The 14,048-nt window shown below is 29.0% G+C and carries 10 protein-coding genes and 1 tRNA gene; 2 read left to right on the forward strand and 9 right to left on the reverse strand.

Annotation, left to right across the window (positions count from 1 at the left end):
* Nucleotides 1-5: 5 nt before the first annotated feature.
* From MBVG596_RS02700 to lgt, 9 genes are all read right to left on the reverse strand, one after another.
* The gene (locus MBVG596_RS02700; RefSeq protein WP_096386906.1) at nt 6-2,096 is read right to left on the reverse strand and encodes an MSC_0620 family F1-like ATPase-associated subunit; all 2,091 of its coding nucleotides are present in this window, start codon (nt 2,094-2,096) and stop codon (nt 6-8) included.
* Nucleotides 2,089-2,565 (reverse strand): MSC_0621 family F1-like ATPase epsilon subunit, encoded by a 477-nt coding sequence (locus tag MBVG596_RS02705; RefSeq protein ID WP_096386909.1) that lies wholly within the window; start codon nt 2,563-2,565, stop codon nt 2,089-2,091. Before MBVG596_RS02705 ends, MBVG596_RS02700 begins: the two co-directional genes overlap by 8 nt.
* Nucleotides 2,565-3,470 carry an MSC_0622 family F1-like ATPase gamma subunit gene (locus MBVG596_RS02710; RefSeq protein WP_096386912.1) on the reverse strand — a complete coding sequence of 302 codons (906 nt, stop codon included), beginning with the start codon at nt 3,468-3,470 and terminating at the stop codon, nt 2,565-2,567. Before MBVG596_RS02710 ends, MBVG596_RS02705 begins: the two co-directional genes overlap by 1 nt.
* A gap of 1 nt (nt 3,471) precedes the next feature.
* Nucleotides 3,472-3,999, reverse strand: a complete 528-nt coding sequence (locus tag MBVG596_RS02715; RefSeq protein WP_096386915.1) for an MSC_0623 family F1-like ATPase-associated protein — start codon at nt 3,997-3,999, stop codon at nt 3,472-3,474.
* Complete coding sequence (locus MBVG596_RS02720; RefSeq protein ID WP_096386918.1) at nt 3,992-5,446, reverse strand: MSC_0624 family F1-like ATPase-associated membrane protein; 1,455 nt, start codon at nt 5,444-5,446, stop codon at nt 3,992-3,994. The genes MBVG596_RS02715 and MBVG596_RS02720 overlap by 8 nt, the downstream gene beginning before the upstream one ends.
* Nucleotides 5,447-5,448: 2 nt before the next feature.
* On the reverse strand, nt 5,449-8,058 hold the full coding sequence (gene mip / locus MBVG596_RS02725) for an Ig-specific serine endopeptidase MIP (protein WP_096386921.1): 2,610 nt from the start codon (nt 8,056-8,058) through the stop codon (nt 5,449-5,451).
* An 8-nt stretch (nt 8,059-8,066) separates the two neighbouring features.
* On the reverse strand, nt 8,067-10,310 hold the full coding sequence (locus MBVG596_RS02730) for a putative immunoglobulin-blocking virulence protein (RefSeq protein ID WP_172412431.1): 2,244 nt from the start codon (nt 10,308-10,310) through the stop codon (nt 8,067-8,069).
* Between the two features lie 287 nt (nt 10,311-10,597).
* Nucleotides 10,598-10,789, reverse strand: coding sequence for a 50S ribosomal protein L28 (gene rpmB, locus MBVG596_RS02740; RefSeq protein WP_004421448.1), 192 nt, complete (start codon nt 10,787-10,789; stop codon nt 10,598-10,600).
* A gap of 88 nt (nt 10,790-10,877) precedes the next feature.
* Nucleotides 10,878-11,849 carry a prolipoprotein diacylglyceryl transferase gene (lgt, locus tag MBVG596_RS02745; protein WP_096386930.1) on the reverse strand — a complete coding sequence of 324 codons (972 nt, stop codon included), beginning with the start codon at nt 11,847-11,849 and terminating at the stop codon, nt 10,878-10,880.
* Nucleotides 11,850-11,985: 136 nt separating this feature from the next.
* Here lgt and MBVG596_RS02750 point away from each other — a divergent pair.
* Nucleotides 11,986-12,075 (forward strand) — tRNA-Ser (locus MBVG596_RS02750).
* A 105-nt stretch (nt 12,076-12,180) separates the two neighbouring features.
* Nucleotides 12,181-14,019 carry a ribonuclease J gene (locus MBVG596_RS02755; RefSeq protein WP_096386933.1) on the forward strand — a complete coding sequence of 613 codons (1,839 nt, stop codon included), beginning with the start codon at nt 12,181-12,183 and terminating at the stop codon, nt 14,017-14,019.
* Nucleotides 14,020-14,048: the final 29 nt, after the last annotated feature.

The following is a 14,048-nucleotide window of genomic DNA, read 5'->3' on the forward strand; positions in this document are numbered from 1 at the left end:
TCCTCCTATATAAAGATCAGTATAGATCCAATTATGATTAGTGATAATGATAATGAAGTTAAAACAGCGTATAAGGTTTTTAATTTGTATTTTTTAGATTTTTTAATGTTTACAAGAGCTAATATTATTGTTAATAAAATTAATAGTGAACCAATTACTGCAATTGAGATACCAAATATTTCTTGAACTTTATGAACGCTCTTGTTTTGCTGATTTATTTCTTCTTGTGCTTTTTTATAAGCTAAATCAAATTCAATTGCTGATTTGTCATCATTTATTTCTTTAGGTTGCGCCAATGTTCGCATTGTTAGGAAATTTTCTTTAATTTTTTCTATTAATTTTACATAGCCATTGAATCATTCATTGATTGTGTAATTATTAACAGTAGCCACAGCTTTAAGTTTGTGAATACGTTTATTTATAACATCTACAAATTGCTCAATTGTATTGGAATTATATTGTAATTGGTCAGAATTAATCTTTTCTGCATATTGCTTCATATTTTCAATATTTTTGAAGATAACGTCTTTATTTTGTCTTAAAACATCAACTTTATAAACATTGATTAAGTGGTTATATGCATTAGGAACAGCATTTCAAGAACCTACACCATTAAATTTTGAAGAAGCAATGGCAGTTAAAAATGTATTAGCAGAATCTCTGTATGCTTCATCTATTGAAATTTTGTTATTTTTATATTCTTTGGTTAATTTTTCAATTCGTTCATTTTGATAGATGATGTAGTTTAATGAATAAATTGTCTTGGTAAATTGATCAACTAGCCCAAAAACAGTATTGATTAGGACTTGGTTAGCTAATTTTTCATATTTTAAGTTTTCATCTAAACCAAGTGAATCATAAAATTTAAGTGCAATATCATTAATAGCTTTAATTTGGTTATACAAAATCTCTTGTTTGTAAGGGTCTTGATTGCTTTCTAAACTAAAATCAGTAATATATGTACGTTTCAAGTTAGGTTTTTCTTTGTCATAGATAGCAACTTTTGCGCTATTTTGAGTTATTTCTTGAACTTCATATTGATATTTTGTATTGATTGGATTGTTAAAAAAGAATACATCTTTTAATTTTTGACTTGCTAAAATGTTTAGATTTTCAATTGAATTCGTCGAATATTCTGCTCTGACTAAAGGTGTTAAAATAGGCAGTGATTCAAGTTTTGTTTCAACTGGCAACACTTTAACTGGTTTGTTTGGAACTAGAGGTGGAATATATGGAATATCTTGTGGTTGAGTAGGGGTAGGCTCCTCAATAATAAATTCTTGATTTTGTCTAAGGTCAAATTCGATAAAACGAGTTTTGAACTTATCAATTATATATTCGTCTCAATTTTTATATCCTTTAGGATTTTGAACAGTCAAAATAGTTTGTTCTTTACCATCTACATTTGCTTTTTTATTAACAAAATCATAATCCTTGCCAATTTTTAAGATATCAGAATCGTCAAGTGCAATTGATTTAATTTCTTCAAGTAATGAACCAGTATATTTTTCAATAGCAGATTCAAAACGTTTTTCATCAACAATATTTAGTTCTTCAGCAACCTTTTTAATTTTTGAAGGGTCAATTGCTCTGTCATATTTAGTTAATTTATCATCACCCTTACCGTAAATAATGTTTTCATACTGTTTGTTATTAAATTCAACTTTACCATTTATATAATTTTTCTCTCTAGAAAGAACATATGGGAAAGTAATATACATTCCGTATTTATCTGGTTCTTTTTTGATATTTTCTTTGTTAGATTCGTAAAACTCAAGAAGTTTTTCAAGGTAAATTTGGCGCGAAAGTCTAGTTTGATAGTCGGTTTCTGTATCAGATTTGTTTTTTAATATTTGGTCTTTTAAAAAACTTGTTATTAACTCAATTGATTTATCAATAGTTTCGGCAATTTTCTTGTCGTTTTTTTCTTTAAAAGTAGAGAAATTAGGGTCAGTAGTTTTTGGTTTTTCCTCAGGTTTATTATTTCCAGGAGCAGCCGGCGGTTTAGGGTCATCTAAACGTGCACTAACGAATGCTAAAGGAGTTGTTATCGAAGTTATTAATCCAAGTGAATAAATTATTTTATTTTTACTCATTCATATCTCCTTCATACTCAACTAAAGAAAGATTATGAATGATTTTTAACTCATATTCTTGATTTTTTAATTGATTAAGATGTGCGATTTCGTTTAATTTTAACCCGATATTTTGTAGTGCTTTTAAGTGGGAAATTTCTTGACTAATTTCTTTTAATTTTGCTTTATATTTGTTCTTTATTTCTGATTTTTTTGCCTTAACAAAAAGTTTGATTTTTGAAAAAGTATTGAGTGTAGCTTTTTGACCATCACAATTCATATTTGTGTTTTTTAGTAAAATATAATAAGTTTTATTGCTTTCAAAATCTTGAATTTTTAGAACAGTTTTTTCATAACTCGCTAATGATTTTGAACTCACCATTTTTCAGTTGTCTGATTCTTCGATATTGAAGTATAGAATAGCATTTTTGAAAACTAATGGAGTGTTAGTTATTGAGTTTATTTCAATATTAATTCCATTTTTATTCATTAGGCATCCTCACTAGATTTTTTATTTTTTCTAAAAAACATAACGATATCTTCAATTTCTTTTTCACGCTTAAATTTAATAATTTTTTTCGACAATTTTAATATGTCTTCATCAAGTTGCTTGATGATTTGATTAGTTGTTATTAATTTGTTTTTTGCGTTGTAGAAATATGATTCAATCATTAGTGCGTGAATTGAGTTGGTTAAAAATATATTGATTTCGCTATCTATAAATGATTGTAAATCTGGAAAAATCAAATAATCCTTTATGTTTACCTTTTCAATTGCTTCGTTAGTGTTTGTAAACTTGTAGACATCAAACTTTTCAAGGGGTAATATTGTGAAAGCATCTTTAAAGTTCTTGTTTGAACTAATTACAAAACGAACACTTTCATAATTGCCATCAGCATAAAGATATTTAACTAAAAATGCTAGTTCATTTTCTAGATTTTGATTACGTTGTTCGCTAGTGTATTGGCGAATAATTTGAAGCTTATTATTTTTGCCAAATTCAATTGCTCGATCGCCAATTAAGATAAATTCGGCTTCATTTTTTTTGATGTTTTTTAACATCATTTGTTCATATCTGGTGTATGAATCTGTTGAGTGTTTTTGCTCTTCTGTTAAATAAATTCAAAGTTGTTTTGGCTTAACAAAAAATGATTTAATTTTTTGTGAAAAAGCATTGTTAAGTATATTTCTATTCTGAATAAATTTATTTTTTACACTATATTCTGTTTTTAATTGGGAAATTAAGTGTTTATTATTAAGGGCATTTTTGACATAAAAATGTAATTTTTTACTTAATTTCATAATTTCAATTAATAGAATATTCTTTTCGTTATTTACACGTAAATAAATATTATCTAAGCTTTTTTTCTTTTCTTCAATCTTTTTGAAATGCATTTTATTTCTCGATTCTTGCTAACATTTCATGGTTGAAGAATAGCTTATAAGTTTTAGTTTCAGGCGAAATATAAACAATTATTGACGGGATTACTTCGACATAGAATTTTGCGTCAAGTAATTTAAATAATTCGTAATTATAACGTTGTAAAAAACTACTTAATTCAGCACTTTTACCACTGATGCGCATGTTTAATGACTCAGATGTTGTAGGTTCTTCTTTAACAATCAATGGTGATAAAAATTCACTGCTAAATTTTGGGTCAAGTGCGAAAGATATTATGAAGTTATTGAAAACTAAATTGTGTTTTTCTTTAACAGCATTATTGATGGCTTGTACAAAAACTTGATATGGTTCAGAATTTAATCCAAACCCCATTGCTAGTAAAACACTTGAACTTAGTTGTTCAAATGAAACAAAATTTGAGCTAGATTTTAATTTTTGATATTGAGAATTTATATTGAAAATTTGCAATTCATTTGTTAATTTCAATTGTTTTAGTTCTTTTTTTGATATTCTCTTATTCATATTCTAAGCTCCTTTTTGTTTGTGTTTTGTTTAGTTTGTGTAGCACAATAATTAGTTTAATTGATGCTCCAACCAAAATTGCTATTGAAAGCACTGATTGAACAACTGCAAAAATTTGTACTAAGTTTAAATCTGAATTTAAATAACTAAATGCGTAATTTTTAGATGCTTGCATCATTCTTTCGAAACCTAAAATTGACATAATGATTATTGAAATCAAGATAATTAGGTTTAAAAATATCAATGAAAATCTGTAAATTGTTGCATTATTTTTCAAATAAATTGCTAACAACAAAATTGTTGTTATAACAGTTATAAATAACACACTTAAATTAATGGCATTATCATCGTTATTGAATGTTAAAACCATAAATGACATTCAAATAATGGTTAATAATGAACCAAAAATTATTGAGTTTGTTAATGTATTTTTTGTTCTAAAAATAGTCACTAAATTGATAGTTAAATAAATAACTAACGCAACTAGAGGCACTATTATGAATAGTAAATACAGATAATTTGGCGAATATGCTACTTTTTCATCAAAGTAGCTATTTTTATTGATTTTAATTGTAAAAATGTGGATTATTCAAATTGCTATTGAAGCTAATAAAATTAACGAGAATCAAAGTTTGCTTTTTAAATATTCTCGATTTAAATTATTGTTTGAAATTATGTTAATTGTTTCTCAATATGAGAAGAATAATAATAGTGAAGCTCCAATAAATAGTGCAATAACTATTACTAAATTCGCTGTTTTTTTAACTTTAAATAATTCCCTAAATCAGTCACTAAATTTGTTAAAGTGTAAAAATAATTGTGCTTCTTTTGGTGAACTATTTGTTCAAATGAAGAAGATAGCTAATATAGCGCTTACTAACAAGGCTCTAGCAACTTGAGTTATTACTAAACTTGCAATTGTTCCCGATGTTAAAGGACTTGATTTACGTTTAATGTAGTAGGCGAAAATAGCATAAGTTAGGTCAAAAACATATAAAGGTATAAATGAATAAAGTAAGTGTATAACTTTTTTTCCATCAATTGATCTAAATGCTAAAAACAAAACAAAAGCAGTTATTGATGATAATAAATATCAAATAAATCAAGGTAAATAGAATTCTATTTTTTCTTTATTGATAAATAAATCAGTAAATATTTTGCTTATTGGATAAACAAATAAAATTGACAATATTGCAATACGCAATAGAATAACAAAGTTTACTTCTTTATATTTTTCTGCTGTGAAATTGAAAAATAATTCAATAGGTACTTTATCGTTGATTAAAATTGCTTTTTTTGCCAAAAATAATAGTGTTATTCCGGCTATAAAAATTCATATTCCAGCAATTAGTTGGTAAACTCGCGAAATTCAATTTCGCTTTTGTTTGCTAACTAAAGTTTCATAATCATCATAAATTTTCTTATTTTCTAATTCAACTTTAGTCATTATTAACTCCCATTTGAACCATTATTGAATTTGAATTCATTAGGAATATTTGCTTTAGTTGCACCGTTTTGGAATAATCAAGTTTTGATTGTTTTGCCATTATTGTATTTTTTCATTAATGAATCAAGATATGAGTTTTTTTGGTCTCTTCCACCACCATAAATTAAGTCGTATTGAGGTAAGTTATATTTACCAAAAGCACCCTTGTAATCATAACCCTCTGATCTTAAAGCGGCGACAAAGTCAGTACCAGCAAAAGTATATATTGTACTATGTGCTCCTATAACTTCATTTCTTTGGTTTCTAACACTTGAACCTGACGACCCTCCAATTGGAGTATAGTGTCTTAACATGTATTGTAGTCCAGTGTTGAAATATTTTTTAAGTTTTCCTTGATCATCATATGTTTCATAAAGATCTTGCCCTCTAATTGGTGCTACTATGAAAGCATCATTTACTCCGGGTTTATCTGTAAATGAACGTAAACCTATTTGATATGATAGAAAATTGCCGCTTTTTAGTCTTTCTTCAGAAAATGATGGTTTTCCACCTTCTTGAACCGCATCTGGCTCATAGAATCTATAATCTGAGTTGACTCATAAACTTTGTCATAAATGTTTTTGAGAAATTTGGTCATCATCATAATAACGTCTTAGGAAATAGTCATCTTTTGATGAAGGATAACCAACAGCAAATAGTTGATCAACATGGTCGGGTTGTTTACCTTTTAAACTTCAATCAGCAGGTTTATGATTTTTTAAATAAGATTCTTTTAAGAATTTGATTTTTTTGTCATCAGGTCTTGAATAATAATCATTAGTTACCATTTTTGCAAGTTCTTGTGCATCTGCTGGAACTGGTGGAACATTCATATTTGATCATGAACCAGTTTTTAGACTTGCTAATTTCTCAAAATCAACTTCAATCACAGCAAAGTCAATCATTTCTTCAACATCTTTATATTTTGTTTTATCTTCTGGACTTAAAAAATTTGCTGGCTTAGAATTTAGATAATCAGTTGCATCAAAAATTCTACTTACTGCATTTTTTATTTCTTGGCCACTTCATCCAATTCTAGTGAAGTTGCTGTCAAGTCCTGTAATTCTAAATTTTGTCATTAACCCAACATCTTTATTATTGATGAACGTAATACTCATTGCATCAAGAGTGGATTCCTTAACCATTTTTGCAACGTGTGAGTTAGTACCAAAATATCATTTTGTTGGATATTTTTTGTTTCCTTCAGGGATTTCATAGTCCATTATTCACATTGTCCCAAATGAATGTCTTCCCATTTTGCGTTCATCGTGAGGTTTCTTTTTTTCGTCCTCATATTCTTTCTTTTGTTTATTCAAAATATCAATAGCCTGGTCATATGTTAAAGATTTTAATTCTTGAATTTCTTTTTGGTGTTTTTCTATTTCTCTATCATATTTTTCTTTTGTGGCTTGCTTGTCATGTTGGTGTGCACGCGCTACACTTCGCTCTTGCTCAATTTTTAATTCTTTGATAGCTTTTTCTTGGTTTTCAACAAAAGATTCAATATATTTATCAAATTCAGTTTTATTTTGTGATTGTTTTCAATTTGTGATATTTTTAACGGCTTCATCAATTTCAGATATTTCTTTTGTAAATTCATCTTTTCAACTAAAATCGACACTTACTGTTTCTAAAGCAATTTGCTTATACATTTCATTTGGCAACATACGTGCTAAACCAGTTGATTTATATCTATCTCTACCCCCAAGGTAGTCGATATCTGAACTATAGTTAGGTGTAGTGCCGCGTTTATACAATGTTAAACCATCAAATTCACCATTTTCTTTTAGTTTTGGTAATGTAAAACCTTTATAAGCGGCTGATTCATATGTTGGTAAATTCACTTGTTTTGCAATTTCATTGAAATTTTTAGCGGCATTTTCAGTGTAATTTAAATCAGGTCGAATTGTGCTAATTGGTTTATTTTCTCAAGCTCTTTTTACTCTCTCGTCATATGCTTTGTTGTCTTTTTCATATCTTTGTTGTTGAGATAATTTAATATATTCGTCTAATTCAGAGCCTGATACTTTTTTCTCATTTCTCGGAGGCAATTGTCCGTTATCTAGAATGCCCATTTCAGTTGTTTTGAATCCGCTAATTTCATATGTTTGATAAGTAGATTTATTATTTTTTTTGTTTTTAATTGAAATAATAAATTTTACTTTTCCAGTAGCGTTTCGGTCATTTTCAGCCTCAACATTTTCTAATTTAGCTTCAAAGGAATTTGCAAATTCATTTTTAACATTAATTTGCACTATTTGGCGATATTTGTTTGTAATTGTATCTGCTGTAACATCTGATTTATTTTTAGCTTCTTTTGTGTATTCATCAGTAATTTTAAGATCAAATGCTTGGTCAAATGATTTTTCCTTGAATTTATTTAGTTCCTTGTCATTTGAGTCATAACTAGGATTTGTGCTGCCTTGTTCCTTACCTGTCTTTGTGCCGCTTTGGCCATTTTTAGGATCATTTTCTGGTTGATTTGCTTTATTAACACAAGACGCAGCAAAAAGTAGTGTTGAAAAAGCACTTAGTGAACTAGTTAAAAATAGTGTTAATTTTGTTTTTTTCATAATTCCTCCTAGTTAAATTCCTCATCATTAGTATCAGATGATTCAATAACAGTAAAGCCGGCAGATCTTAATTTATTAGCTAGTGTTGGGTTATTAACAACAGTTACAGTGCCTGCAAATCCTGAATTTCCATTTCTTACTAATCTAATAAATGTATGCAAATTAGTGATAGCTGATGATGAAAGATCGTTGCTTGTGATTTTAAATCCAGAAGTTGAAGTGTTGTTTGAGAATACAATTTTTGGATTTTTGCCTGGCGCTGGCGGCGCAAAATTCTCAAAACCAGCATTGGTTAGGTCTTTATCACCAATATCATATGTAGATTTATTGTTATAGAATTTTACGGTTCATACTTTTCTTGGAGCGTTAGATGATTTGTAAGCATCGCGAAATACTAAACCACGTAATGTTTTAATTGATGGCGCTCTACTAAAGTCAAGGTCAGTTGGGTAACTATTATTTCCTTCGTTGTGGTCGGGATTTAGCCCAGGGCCAAATCCGCCTTGGAAAAATGGCCAGTTATTTCTTGAATAGTATGCCATTCTTAAACCATCATTAATACGTTCAAATTCATTAGCTGTGCCTTTTTTGATGTCTGATTCTTCAAATGCTAAAGCATTAAAAGTAATCCGAGTTGCAATTGGCGCACCTTTTTGATATCCAAAGCTTACGTTATAGTCATTTGTGTTAACTCATTTAGTTTTATATACTGCTCAAGGGTTGATTGATCATGATTCTTTAAGTGAGTTACCTAGTGTGTATAGTGATAATTCTTTAATGTTTTTATTTTCGAGAGCTATTAATGAACCAGTGTTTGTACCTTTATCACTAAAATATAATTCAAGTAGTTGAATATCATTTGGAAGCGCTTCAAGAATAGGTTTGAATCTTTGTGCAGAATCTTTTTCACCCATATTTTTGATTCTGAATGCTGTAACATTGATGTTTTCAGACTTAATTTTTTCAAGTAATTTTATTGTTTTATTGTATCCAGAATAATTTGAAGCATCAATTTCAACTACTAGACCTTCATTTATTTGGCCAGGTTCATTACTTGGCTTTTCTCGTTGCATTTTAACGAGTTTAAAGCCATCATTTGCTTCAACTATTCCGCTAAAGCGTTGGTCACTTAAAGTAACATCTTCAGATTTTCATCCAGGATATACACCATCTCTTATATCATCTGGCGATCTACCATAAGGACTATCATAGCTAAATGTACGGCGATTTTTATTGTCATTTACTCTACGCGCAATAACTACGTTGTGGCCTTCTGGTGGTGAATAAGCATGAGAATCTAATTCACCATTTTCATTGATATATGAGTTTGATGGATCAAGAACATAACCTTTTTTCAATTGTTCTTGAGCACTTGAAGAAAGTTTGTTTAATTTAGATCAATCAAGATTTGAATAAATTCATAAATATCTGTGTTCTTTACCTTTGAATTTACCTTGCGAAATCATCTCGTCATATTCAGTTTTTTTATCTTCTTTTAGGAAATTGCGAATTTTTGGAGAATCAAACAATCTTTGTCATTTATAGAATTTTTCTTTTCAGAAATCCGCATTTTGGTTAATGAATTTATTAAGTTCATCTGGATCTTGTATAGTTAATGCATCACTAACCATATTTACAACTCAAGTTGAATTTAATCCCTCTTTTGTACCTGTTCCAATTGTATCTTTAATTGATTTTTTAATTAATTCTTCTGTGACTTCAATACTTAAAACTTCAGGAACGGTGTGGTTTATATAATCACTTGACAATCCTTTTTCACTGTCATAAGATGGAATGTCTCTTGGTTTTAATGGTTTAACATTACCATATACTTCAACACCATTAACTTTTATTGTTTGTTTAGTCTCTTCTTCTTTTAGTATGGGTTTTGGTTGAGGTTTTGGTTCTGGCTTGGGTTCTGGTTTTGGAACCGGTTTGGGTTCTGGTTTAGTTTCTTTTGGAGGTTCAACTTTAACTATTGGTTTTGGTTTAGTTTCTTTTGGTGGCTCAACCTTTGGTGGTTCGATTTTTTTAGGTTTTTCTTTTAAGTTTGAATCCGCATTTGAAGGCGAAGTATTAGTCAAATCTAAATTATCTTTAGCTACCAAATTATTTCTAGCTCTAGCCGTTGTTCGATAATCAGTACTATTTCTTGAATCGCTATTAGCTAAATAAACAATTACACCAGTTGCAGTTGCACTTAATACAGTTGCAGATAATGATAGTGCGATTATTTTATTTTTTTTGAACATATTACTCTCCTTCGTGTGGTAGGTTTAATTACTGTAATATAATACATCTATTATTATTCATATTTCATTATTTATTATTAAATAAATACAATTTTTTTAATTATGTGCTCTAAAAAAAAAAAAAAAATGAGCCTTTTTTGGAATTTTACAGGTATTTTTGCTAAAAAACTCAATTTAAGCACTAATTTGACTATTAGATTTTGTGGAAATGTTCCATTTTGCGGGGACAAATATTTCTAAAAATAATAAAAAAATAGACTTTTTGAAGCCTATTAAAGGATTTTTAATTAAGCAATTGCGCTTCTTCTAAGTGTTTTTGCAGTTTTTGCTGTAACTCTTAGAGTGGTTTTTTTACCATTAACATTAATAGTTACTTTTTGTAAATTAAGGTTAAATTTTCTTTTTGTAGCGTTCATAGCGTGTGAACGTCTGTTACCAGTTTGCGCGCGTTTACCGGTTAATTGATCTACTCTTGCCATCTTTACTCCTTTCAATTTGATAAATAATTATTTATAAAAATGTAAGTTTATTATATTATAAAAATATTTTTTAATTAATTTTTATTTATTAACCCCTAAGTTCGCTATATAAAGGTTTTTTAATATCAAAAAATCTTGTTCGGTTAATGTGATCTAAATATTTTTGTGGATGAGAATATTTATATATGTATCTATATTTCAATTTGATTTTTGTGTAATGAACTGGGTTGAAAAATCCAAAGTATATCAAGCCAATTGCGCCAATTGCAATGAAGACTAATGATGCAATTGTATACATTTCATAGGCATTTTGGCGTAATGGTTCTAGTGCTAAACGAACAAGCCCATATCAAATAAAGTATAGAGAACCATTCATACCAGGTTTTAGTAGACCAAATAAATTAATTATTCAAACTAAAATTAAATAACCTACTAAGTTTGCTAGTGACTCATATAAGAATAATGGATATCTAAATAATCCAGGTTGATTTAATTCTGCACTAATTGAGTCGCTTATAAACATGTTTTGAGCAAATGTTTTACCAAAAATTAATACAGAAGAACCATCTCAGTCAACTTTTCCATACAATTCGTGGTTTGCATAGTTTCCTCAACGACCAATTACTTGACCAATTAAAATTGTTGGAATTATAATGTCAACCGCTTTGCGGAAGTCGATTTCATGGCGCTTATGATATACATAAATAACACCAACAATTGTACCCAAAATAACACCACCTTGGATACTTAAACCACCCTCTCATATTTTTCACCATGACCTTCAATCAAAACTTGGGTCATGCAATGCAACCTCAACTAAATCTCATAAACGAGCACCAACAATTGTTGAAGGCACAATTAAAAAAATCAAGGTATATAGAATTTCAAACTTATATTTTTCTCTGTGTCAGAAAAAAGCTATTGTGAATATCGCTGCCAAAAAACCCATCATTAAAGTTATTGAATAAGTTCTGATAGGAAATGAACCAATTGAAAATAAAATTGACCCACTATTGGCTTGAATACCTGCAACAATGCCATAATTATTATCAGTATTCATAGCACCTCCAAAAATATTTATGAGATAATTTTACCATAAAAATTAATTATTATTTATAATTAGTTCATAACAAGGATTTTGAAAATTAGTTTTTTGACTAATATCAATATATTTTCAATTGAATTTGTAAAATTACCGGTAGTTGCTCGAGTGGCTGAAGAGGTTTGTCTCGAAAACAAATAGTCGCGCAAGCGGCTCAAGGGTTCAAATCCCTTACTACCGGCCATTTTTTTATTTTATTGATGTTTTATAAATTTTTATGGTATAAAATTACTAAACATAAGTAAATTATTCATGAAATTTCTTAATAATAATTTAAATTTGGAGGGATATGAAGCCAACAAAATTAGTTGCTATTGGTGGTGTTCAAGAGATTGGAAAGTCATCACTTTTTGTTGAATATGGTGATAATATTTTTATTATCGATGCTGGAATTAAATTTGCTGATACTGCTTCGACCGGGATTAAAGGAATTATTCCAGATTATTCATATTTAGCTGAAAATCATAAAAAAATTAAAGGTTTATTTATTACTCACGGCCATGAAGATCATATTGGTGGAGTTGTATATTTAGTAAAACAAGTGCCAATTAAAAAGATATTTGCACCACGAATTGCAATTCAATATTTAAAGCTGAAATTTGAGGAACACAAAGTACCTTCAGGAATTCAATTTATTGAAATTGAAAAGTCTGCTGTTCATAAATTTGGCAAATGTTCAGTTGATTTTTGAACTGCACAACACTCAATTCCAGATGCATTTGGTGTGCGCGTGAATACTCCTAATGGTTCAGTAATGTGTACTGGTGACTTTAGATTTGATTATAATCCAATTGGCGAAAGCTACACAGATTTCGCCAGATTGGATCAAATTGGTAAAGAAGGTTTAACTGTTTTATTATCAGATTCAACCAATGCAATGCGGCCACTTCATTCACCATCTGAAAATGATATTTTAAAAGACATTGAAAAATACATGAGACAAGCTGAACGCAAAATAATAATAACTGCCTTTGCTTCGAACTTAATTAGAGTTAAAGCAATTATTGAATTGGCATCAAAATTAGGCAAAAAAGTCGCAACATTTGGTCGCTCAATGGTAAATGGTGTAAAAATCGGACGTAAATTAGGTTACATTAATGTTGATAGTAAAGTTTTAGTTGACAAAAAACAAGTAGCAAATATTCCTGACAATGAATTGGTGATTTTGACAACTGGTTCGCAGGGTGAGCAACTTGCAGCTCTTGCGAGAATGTCTCACGGAAAACACCCAACTGTTAAAATTAAAAAGGGAGACTTAATTATTTTCTCATCAAGTCCAATTCCAGGCAATCATATGGTAATTGAGCTACTAATTAATAGACTTGCAAAACTTGGCGCCGACATTAAAGAAAACGGTGTTGATGGCTATCTGCATACTTCAGGTCATGCTTATAAACATGAACACTACAAGATTTTTCAGTTAACTAAACCAAAATACTTTATTCCATATCATGGTGAATATAGAATGTGTATTGCGCATAGTCAAAGTGCTATTAAAAGTGGCGTTAAACCTGAAAATATATTTATCCCTGAAAAGGGTAGGGTTTATCACATAATCAATCAAAAAGTATTTGAAACTAATGAAAAAATTGATTATGGACCAATTTATATTGATGGTCACAGCATATTGAATTTAAACTCTTCTGTAATTAAAGAACGTCAAAATTTAGGAGAAAGTGGATTTGCTAATATTGCTATAACTGTTGATAGAAAAAACAAAAATATAATTGGTAGACCTTCTTTAATCTCTCGTGGCGCATTTTATGTTAAAACTTCATTAAGTTTAGTGAATGAAGCAAAACGAATTGCACATGGTGCTGCGCTTTATTATGTAAAAAATACTGAAAATTTCAATGTAATGGAGCTAAAACAACTAATTATTGATAGATTAGAAAACTTTTTCTATAACAAAAAACGTCGTAGACCAATCATAATTCCCACCATTTTGTACAATGATGATAAAAATGAAGAAATTCTTTCAAACTCTAAGTTTAATTTCGTTAAAAAAGATAAAAGTGATTCAAAAAATACTGAATTATTATTGAAAAACATCAAAGCTGAAATGTTTGGCGATAATTCCGACATTGAAGACATTCACGAAGATGAAGAGGATGATGAAATCGAATAAGCTTAGGCTTATTTTTTTATTTAAAAAAC

Origin of the sequence: Mycoplasmopsis bovigenitalium, assembly GCF_002356075.1 — a bacterium.
Lineage (GTDB): Bacteria > Bacillota_I > Bacilli_A > Mycoplasmatales > Metamycoplasmataceae > Mycoplasmopsis > Mycoplasmopsis bovigenitalium_A.